The 16,108-nt window shown below is 63.4% G+C and carries 15 protein-coding genes and 1 pseudogene; 7 read left to right on the plus strand and 9 right to left on the minus strand.

What is annotated here, in order from left to right; all coding sequences use genetic code 11:
* Positions 1-9 precede the first annotated feature (9 nt).
* From EBS_RS07560 to pdxH, 3 genes are all read left to right on the plus strand, one after another.
* Positions 10-2,667, plus strand: a complete 2,658-nt coding sequence (locus tag EBS_RS07560; protein ID WP_043108063.1) for a PD-(D/E)XK nuclease family protein — start codon at positions 10-12, stop codon at positions 2,665-2,667.
* Complete coding sequence (locus tag EBS_RS07565; RefSeq protein WP_043108064.1) at positions 2,664-5,990, plus strand: UvrD-helicase domain-containing protein; 3,327 nt, start codon at positions 2,664-2,666, stop codon at positions 5,988-5,990. Before EBS_RS07560 ends, EBS_RS07565 begins: the two co-directional genes overlap by 4 nt.
* 320 nt (positions 5,991-6,310) lie before the next feature.
* Complete coding sequence (pdxH, locus tag EBS_RS07570; protein WP_043108066.1) at positions 6,311-6,946, plus strand: pyridoxamine 5'-phosphate oxidase; 636 nt, start codon at positions 6,311-6,313, stop codon at positions 6,944-6,946.
* A gap of 199 nt (positions 6,947-7,145) precedes the next feature.
* Here the strand turns inward: pdxH and EBS_RS07575 are convergent, their stop codons facing one another.
* The 3 genes from EBS_RS07575 to EBS_RS14015 all read right to left on the minus strand — a co-directional run bounded on the left by EBS_RS07575 (position 7,146) and on the right by EBS_RS14015 (position 9,298).
* Positions 7,146-7,442, minus strand: coding sequence for a transposase (locus EBS_RS07575; protein ID WP_043109461.1), 297 nt, complete (start codon positions 7,440-7,442; stop codon positions 7,146-7,148).
* A gap of 1,008 nt (positions 7,443-8,450) precedes the next feature.
* The gene (gene yidD, locus EBS_RS14975; protein WP_081999878.1) at positions 8,451-8,780 is read right to left on the minus strand and encodes a membrane protein insertion efficiency factor YidD; all 330 of its coding nucleotides are present in this window, start codon (positions 8,778-8,780) and stop codon (positions 8,451-8,453) included.
* Positions 8,765-9,298: a hypothetical protein gene (locus EBS_RS14015; RefSeq protein ID WP_148307701.1), complete on the minus strand. Its 534-nt coding sequence runs from the start codon at positions 9,296-9,298 to the stop codon at positions 8,765-8,767. Before EBS_RS14015 ends, yidD begins: the two co-directional genes overlap by 16 nt.
* Between EBS_RS14015 and EBS_RS07580 the strand changes: the two are divergent.
* Positions 9,291-9,653, plus strand: a pseudogene (locus tag EBS_RS07580) (pyridoxal 5'-phosphate synthase); the annotation flags it as partial. The gene EBS_RS14015 and the pseudogene EBS_RS07580 sit on opposite strands and share 8 nt — an antisense overlap.
* A gap of 363 nt (positions 9,654-10,016) precedes the next feature.
* Here the strand turns inward: EBS_RS07580 and EBS_RS14020 are convergent.
* A complete protein-coding gene (locus tag EBS_RS14020) occupies positions 10,017-10,526 on the minus strand; it encodes a hypothetical protein (RefSeq protein ID WP_148307702.1) in 510 nt (169 codons plus the stop codon).
* Between the two features lie 103 nt (positions 10,527-10,629).
* Complete coding sequence (locus tag EBS_RS13650; RefSeq protein WP_231892784.1) at positions 10,630-11,613, minus strand: YaaC family protein; 984 nt, start codon at positions 11,611-11,613, stop codon at positions 10,630-10,632.
* Between the two features lie 154 nt (positions 11,614-11,767).
* On the opposite strand from EBS_RS13650, the gene EBS_RS14025 reads away from it, so the two are divergent.
* On the plus strand, positions 11,768-12,049 hold the full coding sequence (locus EBS_RS14025; protein ID WP_148307703.1) for a hypothetical protein: 282 nt from the start codon (positions 11,768-11,770) through the stop codon (positions 12,047-12,049).
* A gap of 287 nt (positions 12,050-12,336) precedes the next feature.
* A complete protein-coding gene (locus EBS_RS07585; RefSeq protein ID WP_043108069.1) occupies positions 12,337-12,576 on the plus strand; it encodes a hypothetical protein in 240 nt (79 codons plus the stop codon).
* Between the two features lie 487 nt (positions 12,577-13,063).
* Here the strand turns inward: EBS_RS07585 and EBS_RS07590 are convergent, their stop codons facing one another.
* From EBS_RS07590 to EBS_RS07605, 4 genes are all read right to left on the minus strand, one after another.
* Positions 13,064-13,552, minus strand: coding sequence for a regulatory protein RecX (locus EBS_RS07590; protein ID WP_081999880.1), 489 nt, complete (start codon positions 13,550-13,552; stop codon positions 13,064-13,066).
* 6 nt (positions 13,553-13,558) lie between these two features.
* Complete coding sequence (gene recA / locus EBS_RS07595; protein WP_043108071.1) at positions 13,559-14,593, minus strand: recombinase RecA; 1,035 nt, start codon at positions 14,591-14,593, stop codon at positions 13,559-13,561.
* 253 nt (positions 14,594-14,846) lie between these two features.
* Positions 14,847-15,137: a 2'-5' RNA ligase family protein gene (locus EBS_RS07600; RefSeq protein WP_052199403.1), complete on the minus strand. Its 291-nt coding sequence runs from the start codon at positions 15,135-15,137 to the stop codon at positions 14,847-14,849.
* Positions 15,134-15,622, minus strand: coding sequence for a CinA family protein (locus EBS_RS07605; protein WP_043108072.1), 489 nt, complete (start codon positions 15,620-15,622; stop codon positions 15,134-15,136). Before EBS_RS07605 ends, EBS_RS07600 begins: the two co-directional genes overlap by 4 nt.
* A 191-nt stretch (positions 15,623-15,813) precedes the next feature.
* Here EBS_RS07605 and EBS_RS07610 point away from each other — a divergent pair, with 191 nt between their 5' ends.
* Positions 15,814-16,095 (plus strand): cupin domain-containing protein, encoded by a 282-nt coding sequence (locus tag EBS_RS07610; RefSeq protein ID WP_043108073.1) that lies wholly within the window; start codon positions 15,814-15,816, stop codon positions 16,093-16,095.
* Positions 16,096-16,108: the final 13 nt, after the last annotated feature.

Consider the following 16,108-nt stretch of genomic DNA (forward strand, 5'->3'; position numbering starts at 1 on the left):
CGCTGCCTCATGGACGACCTGCCCGAGCTCGATGCCGGCACCCTGCTGCTGACCGTCAACAACCGCCTGGCACGCGCCCTGCGCCAGGCCCACGACGCCCGCCAGCGCGCCGCCGGCCTGACCGTCAGGGACAGCCCGCACATCTTCTCCTGGAACGCCTGGCTGCGCGGCCTGTACGACGAACTGGTCGATCGCGGCCTGTGTGACCGCGCCCTGCTCGACCCCCACCAGGAGAGCCTGCTGTGGGAAGACATCATCCGCCACGCCCAGCGCGAGGATCCGCTGCTCGACGTAGCCGCGGCGGCACGCAGCGCCCGTCAGGCCTGGCAACTGCTGCACGACTGGCGACTCCCCCTGTCGGTGCTGGCCGACCGTCACGACGAGGAGGCCGCGCAGCTGCACGCCTGGGGCCGGCGCCTGCGCGAGATCCTGCAACGCAACCGCTGGCTGAGCGCCGCCGAGCTGCCCGGTGAAGCAGAGCAAGCGCTGGCCCACGAGGCAGCCCCGCCACTGCCCCGGCGCCTGCTGCTGGCCGGTTTTGACCAGTTCACGCCCATGCAGCTGGCGCTGCACGAACGACTGCGCGAGCGCGGCTGCCAAGTCGAGACCTGGCGCCCCCGTCCACTCGACGCGATGATCCGACGCCTGCCGTGCCGCGATGCCGAGGCCGAATGCCAGGCCGCCGCCTGCTGGGCGCGCACCCGGCTCGAGCAGGACCCGAACGCCCGGCTGGCGATCATCAGCCCGGCCCTGTCGGTCCACCGCGACCGCCTGGCGCGCTGGCTGGGCCGCCTGCTCGACCCCGCAGGCCAGCTCCCGGGCCACACGCCCCACCCGCGCTTCGACATCTCGCTGGGCCGGCCACTGGCCGACTGGCCGGTGGTCGCCCACCTGCTGCTGGCGCTGCGGCTGTGTCGCCGCGGCGAGCTGCCGCTGCACGAGATCGGCCAGCTGCTGTGCTCGCCCTTCCTCGGCGGCATGCCCGAAGAGGCCGATGCCCGCGCGGCACTCGACCGCGTGCTGCGCGAATCGGGCCGCCCACGGCTCGACCGTCACCGGCTATTGGGCGAGGCCCGCCGCCGCGCGCCGGGCGACCCGGCCGCCTGTCCCCGGCTGATCGAACGCCTCGAGGCTGTTCAGGCCGTGCTCGGCGAACTGCCCCCGCAAGACTCGCCCAACGCCTGGGCCGGCCACCTGCTGCGCCTGATCGAGGCCTGGGGCTGGCCAGGGCCTCCCCAATTGCTGGACAGCGCCGAGTACCAGCAGGCGCAGCGCCTGCGCCAGGCGGTCAGCGAGTTTTCACACCTCGCCCGGGTGCGCACGCACATGAACCTGGAACAGGCGCTGGAGCGCTTCGCCCGCCTGTGCCGCGACACCGATTACCAGCCACAGGGCCGCACGGGCGGCGTGCAGGTACTCGGCGTGCTGGAGGCCGCCGACCTGCGCTTCGACGGCCTCTGGCTGCTCGGCCTGGACGACGCCACCTGGCCGCCGGCCCCCGCACCCAATCCCCTGTTGCCTGCCGATCTGCAACGCGCCCACGACATGCCGCACAGCTCGGCTGCGCGTGAACTGCGCTTCGCCCGCGAGCTCACCGGACGCCTGCTCGGCGGTGCGCCCGAGATCTGGATCAGCCATGCCGAGACCGAAGACGACAAGCGCCTCACGCCCAGCCCGCTGATCGCCGCCATCGACGCGCAAGAACCCGACTTCGCCCTCACCGATCCCCTGTACGAGGCGGCCAGGCACGGCCACAGCGTCCCCCTGCCGCCCCCCGGCCACCTGCCACCGGCGGCGCCACCGCGCGGCGGCACCGCCCTGCTCGACGACCAGAGCGCCTGCCCCTTCCGCGCCCTGGCGCGGCACCGGCTGGGCGCCGAGGCGCTGCCCGAACCCAGCTTCGCGCCGCCTCCCTGGCTGAGCGGCCAGATGCTGCACCGGCTGCTCGAGCGTATCTGGGGCAAGCTGGGCGACTCGCAGGCCCTGGCCGAACAGCCCGCCGAGGTGCTGCGCAACCGCCTGCGCGCCCTGGCCGAGGAGACCGTGACCGAGCTGGGTCGCGACCGGCCCGACCTGTTCGAGGGGCCACTGAAGACACTCGAGGTCGAACGCCTCACCGAACGAGCCCTGGAATGGCTGGATCACGAGCGCCGCCGTCCCGCCCCCTTCCGCGTGGTCTCGCGCGAGGTCCGCGAGACCCTCGAGCTGGCCGGACTGCCGCTGCGCGTGCGCGCCGACCGCATCGACGCGCTCGACGACGGCCGGCGCATCGTCATCGACTACAAGACCGGACGCGGCACCCGCCTCCCCGACTGGGAGGCCGAGCGCCTGCCCGAGCCCCAGGTGCCACTGTATGCCGTGCACCATCCTCCGCTCGCCGGCGCGGTACTGGCGCACATCCACCCGGATGGCGAGCAGACGCGCTTCCTCGGGCTTTGCGCGGAAGCGGACCTGCTGCCAGGGGCCAGCGGCAGAGCGAAAAACGTCCACGTCCCCGACGACTGGGAGCAGACCCTGCAAGACTGGCGCGAGCGCCTCGAGGGACTGGCCCGCGAGGTACTCGAAGGCCGCGCCGAGATCGCCCCGCGCGATGCCGATGCCTGCCGGCACTGCGACCTGGGCGGCTTCTGCCGCATCGGCCACCCGGGCGGGGAGGCATCGGAATGACCCTCATCGGCGACACCATCGGCGACACCATCGACGACGCCAGGGCGCGCGAACTGGCGCTCGATCCCACCCGCTCGTTCATCGTCCAGGCGCCGGCCGGCTCGGGCAAGACCGAGCTGCTCACCCAGCGTTTCCTGCGCCTGCTCGCCGGCGTCGAGGAACCCGAGCAGATCCTCGCCATCACCTTCACCCGCAAGGCCGCCGGCGAGATGCGCGAGCGCATCCTCGCCGCGCTGCACAAGGCACGCGGCGATCGCCCCGAGGCCGAATGGGCACAACGCACCTGGGAGCTGGCCCGTGCCGCGCTGGCACGCGACGCCGAGCGCGGCTGGCAGCTCACCGACAACCCCAACCGCCTGCGCGTGCTCACCTTCGACAGCCTGGCCGCCAGCCTGGCCGGGCAGATGCCGGTACTCAGCCGCCTGGGCAGCGCACCCCACGCCCGCGAGGACGCCCGCCCCCTCTACCGGGAAGCCGCGCGCCAACTGCTCACGCGTCTGGGCGACGACGACATCGGCCCCGCCCTGCAGACCGTATTGCGCCACCTGCACAACCGCCTCGGACGCCTTGAGGAGCTGCTGGTGGACATGCTGGGCAAGCGCGACCAGTGGTTGCCGCACCTCGACGCCGACCCCGAAGACATGGCGCAGGTACTGCGCGACCAGATCGAATACCACATTGCGGTGAGCACGCAACGGATTCCCGCGGACCGGCTCGACGCGCTGGTGCACCTGGCGCGCATCGCCGCGCCGCGCGTGCCGGAAGGCAAGCTCGCCTGGCTGCGGCGCTGGGCCGAGCGCGACACCCCGCCCAGCACCGCCTGGGAAGACCTGCCCGACTGGCTGGGGCTGGTGGAGCTGGCGTTGACCAAGAGCGGCCCCAGCTTCCGCACAAAGCTGACCAAGAGTGAGGGCTTTCCGCCCAAGGACCCGGCCAAGGACGAAATGATCGTCCTGTTGCAGGCACTGGCCGCCGAGCCCGGCCTGGCCGAGGCCCTGCACAGCCTGCGCACCCTGCCGCTGGCACCGCCCGACGCGGAACAGCGCCAGCTCCTCGATGCGCTGGCACAGGTACTGCGGTTGGCCGCCGCGGAACTGCTGCTCGTCTTCCAGGCGAGCGGCGAGCTCGACTTCGTCGAGATCCAGCAGCGGGCGTTGCGCGCCCTGGGCACCCCGGACGCCCCAGGCGAGGCGGCGCTGCGCCTGGACTACCGCCTGCACCACCTGCTGGTGGACGAGTTCCAGGACACCTCCAGCGGCCAGTACCAGCTGCTCACCCGCCTCACCGCAGGCTGGGAGCCGGACGACGGCCGCACCCTGTTCCTGGTCGGCGACCCCATGCAGTCCATCTACCGTTTCCGCAAGGCCGAGGTCAGCCTGTTCCTGCAGACCTTCAAGGGGCAACTGGGCGAGATCGCGCTCACGCCGCTCACACTGCGGCGCAATTTCCGCTCCCAGGCCGGGCTGATCGACTGGTTCAACAGCGTCTTCCGGCAGATCTTCCCGGTGACCGAGGACATTGCGCTGGGCGCCATGCCGCACACCCCGTCGGAGGCGGTACACCCGGCGCTGCCCGGGGAGGCGGTGACGGCGCATCCCCTGAACACGTCGGATGCCAGCGTGGAAGCCGAACGGGTAGTCGAGATCGTGCGCCAGCGCCTGGCCGAAAGCCCTGGCACCGTCGCCATCCTGGCGCGCGCCCGCTCGCACCTCGGGGAGATCGCACGCGCGCTGGGCGAAGCCGGAATCCCCTACCAGGCCGTCAAGGTGGCGCCGCTGGCCGACCAGCCCACGGTGCGTGACCTGCACGCCCTGCTGCGCGCCCTGCTGCACCCCGCCGACCGCCTGCACTGGCTCGCCCTGCTGCGCTCGCCGCTGGTTGGCCTGTCGCTCGACGACATCGTCCGCCTCGCCGAGGGCGAACCGCGCCACCTGCGCACCCTGCTCGCGGACCCGCTGGCGCGCGCCCGCCTGAGCGCCGACGGCCGGCAGCGCGCCGAACGCCTGCACGCCCTGCTCGAACAGGAACTGCCCGCCCGCCACCGTCGCCCACTGCGCGAATGGCTGGAAGGCTTCTGGCTGGCGCTGGGCGGCGCGGTGGTCGGAAGACGCGAGGACGCCGAGGCCTACCTTGCGCTGGTCGAACGGCACGCCGGCCCCGACGGGATCGAGGACCTGTCCCTGCTGGAGAACGCGCTCGCCGAGCTCTACGCCCCACCGGACACCCGCCCCGAGGCCGAACGGGTACTGCTCACCACCCTGCACCAGTCCAAGGGATTGCAGTTCGACACCGTGATCCTGCCCGGCCTGGGCCGGAAGGCGAGAAACGACGAGGCCCGCCTGCTCTACTGGCACGAACTGCCACACCCCGAAGGCGGCACCGAACTGCTGATTGCGCCCATCCCTCGCCGTGCGGGCGCCGACCCGCTGGTCGACTACCTGAAGATGATCGAACGCCAGAAGGCCGACCACGAGCAGCAGCGCCTGCTGTACGTGGCCGCGACCCGTGCCGAGTCGCAGCTGCACCTGCTGGGACACGTGAAGTTTTCGAAGAACAAGAAAAAGGCGGGCGCACCCTATCCGGAAAGCAGCAGCCTGCTGGCCACCCTCTGGCCGGTCGTCGAACAATACTTCGCCGAGCTGACACCGCCGGAGGAGACCGCCGACGAGGATGCGCCCGCCGCTCCCGTGAGCGAGCAGCGCATCGCCGCCGACTGGCGACTGAGCGCACCGCCCGGCATCGTCGCACCATCACCCACGCCCGCCGGCGAGGAACCCGGCATCGAGTTCCTGTGGGCAGGCGACACCGCGCGCCATGTCGGCACCCTGGTCCACCGCTGGCTGGAGCGCATCGCCCGCGAAGGGCTGGCAGACTGGCCGGCGACGCGCATCGACGAACTGCCCCCCCGTTTCCGCACCGCGCTGGCAACCCTGGGCGTGGCGCCCGATGCACTGGGCGAGGCGACCGACAAGGTGACCCGCGCGCTGCGCCGGACCCTCGAGGACGAACGCGGCCGCTGGATACTGGACGGCCACGAACAGGCCGCCTGCGAGCTACCGATGACCGTGCTCGACGAGCAGGGCGAGCCCCGGCAATACGTCATCGACCGCACCTTCATTGCCGACGGCGTGCGCTGGATCATCGACTACAAGACCGGCGACCACCAGGGCAGCGACCTCGACAGCTTCCTCGACAGCGAACAGGAACGCTACCGGGCGCAACTGGAGAACTACGGCCGCATCCTGCGCCTGCGCGAAGACCGGCCGGTGCGCCTGGCGCTGTATTTCCCCCTGCTGGGAGCCTGGCGGGAATGGACGCCGTAAGCGTTGGTTCGGCCCGGGGACGGGCCTCCTACCCGTGGGAGCGGCGTCCCCGCCGCGAACATTCGGCCCGGGGACGGGCCTCCTACCGTAGGAGCGGCGTCCCCGCCGCGAACATGCCGCCAGAGGAGGCAAAAAACCAACCGCAAAGGACGCGAAGAACACCAGGCTGTTCAAAAAAATGCCTCGATCAACCCCTCCCCCGCTTGCGGGGGAGGCCGGGAGGGGGCATAAATGCGCGACTGAAAGACCCCTACCGACCGTCCCTTGCCCGGTGACGGAGGAAATCCACTTCATCGAACCCTGCCCCAAGGAGCCACCTGATGGACATCGCCGACCTGCGGCGCGAATACCAGTACGCCGGACTGTCCCGCAAGGACCTCGACCCGGACCCCTTCCGCCAGTTCGAACGCTGGTTCATCGAGGCCCGCGACGCCGGCCTGAACAACCCCAACGCACTCAGCCTGGCCACCTGCGGCACCGACGGTATGCCCTCGGTACGCACCGTGCTGCTCAAGGCCTTCGATCACCATGGCTTCGTCTTCTACACCAACTACGGCAGCCGCAAGGCCCGGGAGATCGAGGCCAACCCCAAAGCGGCCATGCTGTTCCACTGGCTCGAACTCGACCGCCAGGTGAAGATCCAGGGCGCGGTCGAACGGGTGAGCACACGTGAATCCCTCGCCTACTTCCGCTCCCGCCCCCGCGGCAGCCAGCTCGGCGCCTGGTGCTCCGACCAGAGCCGCCCCGTCGCCTCACGCACCCTGCTGGAACAGGCCTTCGAATCGATGAAGCGCAAATTCCGCGATGGCGACATCCCCCTGCCCGACTTCTGGGGCGGATACCGCGTCATCCCCGAACGCATCGAATTCTGGCAAGGCCGGGAAAACCGCCTGCACGACCGGTTCGAGTATCAGCAAGCCGGTGATGGATGGGAGATACGACGGTTGGCGCCGTAGGGAAAAACGGATCTCGCACCTCGAGGTTTCGTAAGCTTCCAGGGGATCTCTATGCCGAGCCAAAGGAGCAAGATCTGTTGGCTGTCCATCCCGATTTCTCCGCGTTGATTCTCCGGCCACACTGGCACAGGTTGTGGAGCTAATTCCACACGAAATGACGAAGAGCCAGAAATAGAGTCTCCGGGAAACCCGGGGCGGTTCAGATGGCCTTTTTCAGGATTTCGTGTTCCTCCTTGAGCCAGGCATAGTCCCGTTCCAGCTTCCGCAGCCGCTTCAGCTCCGCGGCAGTCTGGGGGTCTATGGGTTTCTTAACGTCTCCCTCCAGTTTGCCTTCCCGATATTCCTTGCGCCCTCGTGACAACATGAAGGGATGGATGTCCAGTTCCGCCGCCAAGTCCTTGCCCCGAACCTCCGGCAGGTGACTGAGCCGCGCCGCCGTCACCTTGAACTCGTTACTGTACTGATGGACCTTTCCTAGCCCCTTGACTCTTGGCATCTGCCACCTCCGTCTCGTTAGTCGAAGGTGTCAACTTTTTCAGGGAAAGTTTACATCCTACTCCACTCCTTCTGAAGAAATAACGCAACAACGAATGATGCAATTAGCAATAAAAACACCAATCCTAGAATATTTATACCAAAATATTTTGCCATAGGAGCTACAAGGTTGGCTATAGAAATACAAACCGATGAGACCACCATATACCTTCCAGTACGTGATCGTAAAAACAACGCCATATAATCCTTATATAACCCTCGACAGGCAGCCATAAAAACCCACCCACCAATCACCAACCAATGCCATTTTCCATAAAACAGACCAAAACTAAATACATATGGCGCATACATAAAAAGAGTCGCTGTAGCAAAAAACTCCCATCTTCCAACGTCCTTACATCGTTCTGTTGTCACCGTCCATACCCCATCATTGAATCAGCATAATCATACGCACTCCCTGCCTTTGCGGACATATCCAAAACCGCACGCTCGACAGCCCCCAATGGCAGATGTTTTATTCCTACCGCGACACCGCCCACTGCAGACAACACACCAACCGGGTTCTCAGCCCCCGCTGCGATTAAAGCTGAGCCAGCATTCGCCGCTAAGCCAACCGGCCCCGGCACGAAAGACAAGGCATATAGGGAAGTCACCGTCAGCCTTTCCGCAGCCGCCTGCTGCTCCGGCGAGTTGTAATAACGTTGCGCATCGTAATCCGATCCCGCAGCGCTTCGACCCCACAATTGCTCCCATTGGCTGCCATCCGCGCGTGCCTGCTCCAGCGAGCCATATCCGCCGTTGTAGCATTCCTCTGCCGTGAGAATCCTTGGCTCGCTGTCGCCTCCATAAGGCCCTTTTCTCCAATCATAGCCACCACCGGAGGCCCACTGATTGAACAGGTATTGAAACGCTGTCGTCAGCCCCCATTTGCAAAGTTTGTGATTGAGATGATCGACACGGTGATTCAGCAGCAGGCTACTGGATAAGATTCGATATTATCCCCGGAATATCAGAAAGGCCAGCTGGCACCACAACACCCAACGACTTCCTTACATTCTTTTTGGGTTTCACCGTCCTCTGAGCTCTGGCTTGAGGGCGATTCTTCGTAACCCATTGCTGCCTGGTGACACCTCTCATGCTGCCTTTTTATCAACGGCAGAAAGTATTTCCATCCATAACGTCTAGCTATGCGCAAACCATAAGATGAGCACGTATGTGTGCCGTGGACAACGCCATAGGCACATTTATAACCCTTCTTTGAAGACATCGAATGCTGATAAAAAACAATCGCTCGAATTAACAATCTATTAGCCACCAGGTCAGTCATGGCTTTGGGCATCCCATGTGTTGGCAAAATGTCTTACGGCCACCATAACCGGCAGCAGCCCCATACAACCCGCCTTTGATTATTTTATTTATAGGGCCACCAACCAAGCCTGAGGACATCATACAAGTTAACACGCAAGCATCATAGTCCCTCTGCGCCTGCGTTCTTGTGTCAATCTGAATCCCCAACGAATCAGCATTCATATCCACTTGCATCTGAGCCTGGGCGGCTACCGTTTTGTTTACATACATAGCAGTTCTATTTCGATGGTCGCAAACAAGCACCTCGTCAATATCTGTCCTATCGTTTAGCAAGCCATATCCGTTCGGAGCATAGTTATCTGCTAAAAGCTGCCCTCCATCCAGTAACTCCTTAACCGTAGGCAACTGGATTTCATCCGAACCATAGCGTTCATCATTTGCCGCAGACATACCGCCACTAAAGAGATAGGCAAACCCGGCGCTCACTGCCCCATTTGCAAACTTCCCACCGCCTAAGCGGCCCGTGACGCCACCCACCACGGCGGCCATGCTGTTCCACTGGCTCGAACTCGACCGCCAGGTGAAGATCCAGGGCGCAGTCGAACGGGTGACCACCCGCGAATCCCTCGCCTACTTCCGCTCCCGCCCCCGTGGCAGCCAGCTCGGCGCCTGGTGCTCCGACCAGAGCCGCCCCGTCGCCTCACGCACCCTGCTGGAACAGGCCTTCGAATCGATGAAGCGCAAATTCCGCGACGGCGACATCCCCCTGCCCGACTTCTGGGGCGGATACCGCGTCATCCCCGAACGCATCGAATTCTGGCAAGGCCGGGAAAACCGCCTGCACGACCGGTTCGAGTATCAGAAAGCCGGCGATGGATGGGAGATACGACGGTTGGCGCCGTGAGTTCAAATATAACACCGCAGATAACCGGACGCAGAAAGCGCACAGCGGTTTTTGCGGTCCGAGTTAATTTTTCTTGTTAGAAACGTCATTGGCGCTTGGGCTGTTGGCGGGAAGCTTTGGGCAGATATCAAGCCATGAGCAAAGTATCCCTTTGTATGGGCTATATGGTTCTTCAAAAGCATATGATGACACACTATTCCATCGAATGAATGCTAGCCTACCATCTTCTGCAAGATACAACATGCCGCTTTCAAATCCCCTCAAGTATGCGCCTTCTATCGTTGCGTCATTACCAACAGCGTTTATGGTGATCCTGGTCTTATGTCGGAAAGCTGCGTCAGTTCCCGAGCTATATCCAGCAGACTATGCAAGAATTGCAGCAGCCGGTAAGAATTTGAATGATGACTGAACCCACTCACTACGACGCAACTGGATTAAAGGCGTTGAATAGCACCAATCTGCAAAAATTAGCCATAACACAGAGAAGGCAACCGTAGGAACAGATGAAGCAATATCGCCAATCAAAATGTACCCCAAGACCATCAAGATGCAGATCCATACGAAAAACTTATATGGCGCGTTCCGCATCTTTCGGGTTTTCTCTGGGTCTTTGGAGCCACTGACTATTTCGTCTTCAGTCAACCCCTTTTCAATGCGTTGAACTTGAAATTCCCATGCCAGATAAAATATAAAACTCCCGACCAATGGAGGAAACCAGAGCAAGCCGGTACGAAAGTGATCTGCGATACTAGAAGGCACATGGCGATACTCAATCCCAAGCGAGCGAAAAAAGCCCCAATCATAAATTACTGATACTATAAATCCGAATGTCACAAATACACCAGCCAATTTACTGATACCCTGCAGCGTCAAGGGTGGTCTGGAAGGTTCGGCCATAAGCTTCTAACGATCAAGCTGTGCGGCGCAAACGAAGCGCAGCGTAGTTTGCGTCCGAACGAGCGCCTTTTTAGAAATCCTAGAATGCATCTGGTTTTATGAATTCGAGCCCAGTTATTTCAGAGGCCATGCCGTAAACAAATTGCCCAAGTGACGCCTTGATGAACTCTGAAAGCAACCAGTTATGATTTACGTTGAAATGTTTTGAAAATGGAATTGGATCATACCTGCTTAACTCGCTAAGTCGATGCATCGCGGCAAATATCAGAACGAGCTGTGAGTTATTGAGCTTGTCATGACCGTTTACAGATTTCTTTAAGTACCACCTGTTTTCTGAAGAATAGATTGGAAAGATTCTTCTGCGGATTTGCTTGTGGTACCTTGAAAATTGCTCAATGCTATTCTCAATATCTCGACCTGACCACTTAAACCTTCGCTTCCTCCGAATTTCATATACTCCGTTGTTGTCAAAAAGCTCGAAACCAGGCTGAATTACCCTTTTTGTGTGTGAATTTATATATCTTTTGTCTATTTCTGCGTGAAACCACGCCTCCTTTGAACCATCTCTTCGCAAGAAGCATTGATTTACTAACGGAATAAACAATTCCGTCGAGCCTCGGTACGTCAAACAAAATGACCTATGAATGAATGGCAGCTGCCAGAATATGTCTTTTAGTGTGAATTCTTTTCCGGCATTGTCCGGTTCTTCAAGATACTTACACAACGCAGGAAGAATTCCCCCGCCTTGGAAATCTACAATTTCATTATCGAGAGACTTGACCGAGCCAACCGAACGCCCTCCGACGCCGTGAACCTCTTTAAACTCCACCTTTTTTGCTGTTAGTAATGCCTTGGTAGTGTTTAGAAAGCAGTAGTACGAGGTTAAAGGTGAAGAAAGTACCGGCAATGAAAGTGATGCATCATAGAAGTGGTGGGCCTGCGCCCAGTAGAATGCTGCATCGGTTTGATGATCTCTTTTTAGCCATAGCGATACGAACTCCCACGGATCTGTGCATAGCACACGAGGCTTCCTAAAGTCAGCGCCAATCAGGGCGCTGTGCAATCTGACGGCCTTACCCGCTATGTGTAATTTATGGCAACTCATCGGGCCCTTGTATTTCTAACAGTTGATTATGTGGCTGGCGCCAATATTGCGATATGCGGCCATTGATTCTATTCTTGTTATCCATCGGCCCGGCACACACGGAGGTTTGCCCATGTCCGATCGAGAATCTGCCCCGGAAGATCCTCGCGTAGCGCGCTTCTGGCGTGCCTATCTCGAGACGCTGCGCTTGTTCCGTGTTCCCGAGCGGGCGCCCCCCTGGTATCGACACCATGTTGAATCGTTCATGCGGGCCAATCTGGGGGTGCGCCTGCGCGAGCAGACCACCGAGAAAGTCGGCGACTGGCTGGAGGCGCAGGGACGCTATCCGCGTAAGCGATTACCTGTTTTTCCATGGCGACAAGGATCCCTTTGTCGGCGCCGGGTAGGCAATTAGTTCCTTTTTAAAATATCTGGCACTGAAACGCAAAATGGCCAATGCCGCCCAGGCGCAGCCCTTGAATGCACTGGTGTTTCTGTTCGCGCAGGTGCTGGAGCAGCCGCTGGGCGACATTGGGTCCTTTCGTCGCGCCAATTGGTCTGGTTTCGGGCGCTGCTATCCCATATGGCTATGGCCCCCTCCCAGCCTCCCCCGCTCGCGGGGGAGGAGCTGGTTACGGAGTGTCGTTGCGCCCTTCGCGTCCTTTATGGCTCCCCTGCCCTGCCTGGTATTAGAATCTACCCATGCCACACGTCATCGTCGATCCCGAATCCACCGCCCTGGCCGAGCGCTGGGCGCTGATCAAGACCCCGCGCAAGAACCGCAAGCGCTACCCGGAGGCCTGCGTGCAGGTGTGCGAGAGCGAGGCGGACGCCCGCGAAGGTGCGGATGCGAAGCGCAATCTGCACCCGGCGATCGTGTATGGCCCTTCGGTGTCGTCGGAGTCGCAGCGCATCTATTACCTGGTGCGCTGGCTGGATTAGCGAATGTTCGGCCCGAGGACGGGTCTCCTACAAGGTTGGCACGACGTTCCCGCTGTGGCCGTTCGGCCCGGGGACGGGCCTCCTACAGGGTTGGCACGACGTTCCCGCTGTGACCGTTCGGCCCGGGGACGGGCCTCCTACAAGGTTGGCAGGGCGTCCCCGCTGTGGCCGTTCGGCCCGGGGACGGGCCTCCTACAGGGTTGGCACGACGTTCCCGCTGTGACCGTTCGGCCCGGGGACGGGCCTCCTATAGGGTTGGCAGGGCGTTCCCGCTGTGACCGTTCGGCACGAGGACGGGCCTCCTACAGGGTTGGCAGGGCGTTCCCGCTGTGACCGTTCGGCCCGAGGACGGGCCTCCTACAAGGTTGGCACGACGTTCCTGCTGTGGTCGTTCGGCCCGGGGACGGGCCTCCTGCGGTAGGAGCGACGTCCTCGTCGCGAATTATTCCGCCGCAACGCTAGGAGAAACAGAAGGGAAGGCGCCGGGTCAGGCGCTTCCCCACAGGTAGTCGCGGATCAGGGATTCGGGAAAGCCCCGGTATTGCAGAAAGCGCGCCTGTTTCGCCTGGGCGCGCCGGTCGGCGGGACGTTCATCCCCGAAACGTCCCCTGGCCACCTCGTGCAGGTGTTCGCGCCAGGTATCGTCTCCCAGGTCCAGCCAGGCTTCGATCAGATCCCCGTCGATGCCGCGCTCGCGCAGTTCGGCGCGGATGCGCAGCGGGCCGAAGCCCTTGCGCATGCGGCTGGCGACATAGTGCTCGGTGAAGCGATCGTCGGAGACCAGGCCGCGCTCGACCAGTTCGTCGAGCACCGCCTCGACCGTTTCGCGGTCGAAGCGCCGGCCCAGCTTGTTCGCCAGTTCGTGCCGGCTGTGCTCGCGGCCGGCGAGCAGGCGGACGGCCGCCGCCTCGATCTCCGACGCGGGGTCGGCCACCTCCTCGTCTTCACCGAAGGGCAGTTCGCCTTCCGCGCGCATGGCCGATCAGTCCTCGGCCGGAGCCTCGGCGCTCTCTTCGCTGCCCTCGGCCTTGGGGAACAGGGCCTCGCGGATCTGGGCCTCGATGGACTGCGCGATCTCGGGGTTTTCCTTGAGGAAGTTGCGCACGTTCTCGCGCCCCTGGCCGATGCGGTTGCCGCCATGGCTGTACCAGGCACCGGATTTCTCGATGAGCCCCATGGCCACACCCAGCTCGATGATCTCGCCCTCGCGCGAGATACCCTCGCCGTAGAGGATCTCGAAGGTGGCCTGCTTGAAGGGCGGCGCGACCTTGTTCTTGACCACCTTGACGCGGGTCTCGTTGCCGACCACCTCGTCGCCCTTCTTGATGGAACCGATACGGCGGATGTCCAGGCGCACCGACGAGTAGAACTTGAGGGCGTTGCCGCCGGTGGTGGTCTCGGGGCTGCCGAACATGACGCCGATCTTCATGCGGATCTGGTTGATGAAGATGACGATGGCGTTGGACTTCTTGATGTTGGCGGTGAGCTTGCGCAACGCCTGCGACATGAGGCGCGCCTGCAGACCGACATGCGAGTCGCCCATCTCGCCCTCGATCTCGGCCTTGGGGGTGAGCGCAGCGACCGAGTCGACCACGATCAGGCCCACCGCGCCGGAGCGCACCAGCATGTCGGTGATCTCCAGGGCCTGCTCGCCGGTGTCGGGCTGGGAGACCAGCAGCTCGTCGGTGTCCACGCCGAGCTTTTCGGCATAGGAGGGGTCGAGCGCGTGCTCGGCATCGACGAAGGCGCAGGTGCCGCCGGCCTTCTGGGCCTCGGCGATGCAGTGCAGGGTGAGCGTGGTCTTGCCCGAGGACTCGGGGCCGTAGATCTCGATGATGCGGCCGCGCGGCAGGCCTCCGATGCCGAGCGCGGCATCGAGGCTCAGCGAGCCGGTGGAGACCACGTCGATGTTGCGCACCGCACTGCCGTCGCCCATGCGCATCACCGAACCCTTGCCGAACTGCTTTTCGATCTGTGCCAGCGCGGCGGCCAGCGCCTTCTTGCGATTTTCGTCCATCAGGCTCTCCCCGAGTCGTTGTCCACGAAATGTGTGTGCAGTGTAGTTTGTTCTCTTTTTGTTTTCCAGACTTTTTTGCCGATGCCCCCCCTATCGGCCAGGCGTCGGCAGGCGCCAGCGCGCCAGCGCGCCAGGGGATGATACAGCGGCCGCGCACCGGGGCGGGACTCCAGCAACGCCCATTCACGTACCGACCAGTCGAGCGCTGCAAAGGGCAGATCGCCAGGAGGACGCGCCACCTTGCGCGCCAGCGTCACGTGCGGCTGCCAGGGCCGCGGGTCGAGCGCGAAGCCCAGCGCGGCCCGGGCCAATGCCCGAGATGATCCAGACACAACGCAAAGGCCTCCCCCGCCAGGCGATCACCCAACTCGCGCAGCGCGCCCAGTCGCCCCTCCTCGACCTGCCCCAGGAAATGCAGGGTGAGATGCAGATCGGCCGGGTGGGTCGGCTGCACGCCCGGCGGCAGGTGCGTCTGCTGCCAGTCGGCCAGCCGACGACGCAGCGCCTCGTCCGGCCACAGGGCGAAGAACAGGCGGCGGCTCACAGGCGTTCGAGCAGCCCGCGCAGGGCCGCGGCCACGGAGGCGGCGCGCACCTGCTCGCGGTCGCCGGGGAAATGCGCGCACACGGTCGACACGCCCGCGGGCGTTCCCCAGGCCAGCCAGACCGTGCCGACAGGCTTGTCCGGCGTGCCCCCGCCCGGTCCGGCGATCCCGCTCACCGCGATGCTGTAACGCGCCGCGCTGCGTGTCAGGGCGCCGGCCGCCATGGCCTCGACCACCGGCCGGCTGACCGCGCCGTGCTGCGCGATCAACGCCTCGGGCACCCCCAGCAGCTCCTGCTTGGCGGCATTGCTGTAGGTGACGAAACCGCGATCGAACCAGGCGCTGGAACCGGACCGGTCGGTACACACCTTGGCGATCCAGCCCCCGGTACAGGACTCGGCGGTGACCAGCAGGGCCTCGCGCGCGATCAGCCCTTCGGCCACCTCGGCCACCAGTGCGGAAAAATCGGCTTCGATGGTGTTCATGGCCCTGTTTTATCACAGACGCCAGGCCAGGCGGACCGGCTTTCGGGAGTGCTCGCGGTTTCGCGCAGCATGCCCCTTCCGCCCCCTCGGCGACCCTCCCCCGCCGGAAAGAGGGTTGGGGCGAAGGCGCAGGAGCCCTCCGGACGGGTTAGAATCCGGCATCCCTTTCATCGACCAACGGAATCACCACCATGTCCGACAACGAGATCCGGCTCGAGCGCAATCCCTCCCCCCCCAAGCTCGAGGTACTGGGGGTGTACGACTGGCCGATCTGGCGCAAGGAGGTCAGTACCTTCGACTGGACCTATGCCGACCGCGAGACCTGCTACATCCTCAAGGGCCGCTTCCGGGTCACGCCCGAAGGCGGCGAGCCGCAGGAGTTCCGGCGCGGCGACCTGATCACCTTCCCCGCCGGCATGAAGTGCGTGTGGGAGATCCTCGAGGACGTCGAGAAACACTACGACCTCGGCTGAGCAGGCCATTTCC

The sequence above is a fragment of the endosymbiont of unidentified scaly snail isolate Monju genome, assembly GCF_000801295.1.
Lineage (GTDB): Bacteria > Pseudomonadota > Gammaproteobacteria > Chromatiales > Chromatiaceae > MONJU.

Excerpts from the sequence above, each read along its gene's own strand:
- EBS_RS07560 (WP_043108063.1), top strand. The coding sequence starts at position 10 with ATGGACGACCTGCCCGAGCTCGATGCCGGCACCCTGCTGCTGACCGTC.
- EBS_RS07565 (WP_043108064.1), top strand. The coding sequence starts at position 2,664 with ATGACCCTCATCGGCGACACCATCGGCGACACCATCGACGACGCCAGG.
- pdxH (WP_043108066.1), top strand. The coding sequence starts at position 6,311 with ATGGACATCGCCGACCTGCGGCGCGAATACCAGTACGCCGGACTGTCC.
- EBS_RS07575 (WP_043109461.1), bottom strand. The coding sequence starts at position 7,442 with ATGCCAAGAGTCAAGGGGCTAGGAAAGGTCCATCAGTACAGTAACGAG.
- yidD (WP_081999878.1), bottom strand. The coding sequence starts at position 8,780 with ATGCCCAAAGCCATGACTGACCTGGTGGCTAATAGATTGTTAATTCGA.
- EBS_RS14015 (WP_148307701.1), bottom strand. The coding sequence starts at position 9,298 with ATGGCCGCCGTGGTGGGTGGCGTCACGGGCCGCTTAGGCGGTGGGAAG.
- EBS_RS14025 (WP_148307703.1), top strand. The coding sequence starts at position 11,768 with ATGTCCGATCGAGAATCTGCCCCGGAAGATCCTCGCGTAGCGCGCTTC.
- EBS_RS07585 (WP_043108069.1), top strand. The coding sequence starts at position 12,337 with ATGCCACACGTCATCGTCGATCCCGAATCCACCGCCCTGGCCGAGCGC.
- EBS_RS07590 (WP_081999880.1), bottom strand. The coding sequence starts at position 13,552 with ATGCGCGCGGAAGGCGAACTGCCCTTCGGTGAAGACGAGGAGGTGGCC.
- recA (WP_043108071.1), bottom strand. The coding sequence starts at position 14,593 with ATGGACGAAAATCGCAAGAAGGCGCTGGCCGCCGCGCTGGCACAGATC.
- EBS_RS07605 (WP_043108072.1), bottom strand. The coding sequence starts at position 15,622 with ATGAACACCATCGAAGCCGATTTTTCCGCACTGGTGGCCGAGGTGGCC.
- EBS_RS07610 (WP_043108073.1), top strand. The coding sequence starts at position 15,814 with ATGTCCGACAACGAGATCCGGCTCGAGCGCAATCCCTCCCCCCCCAAG.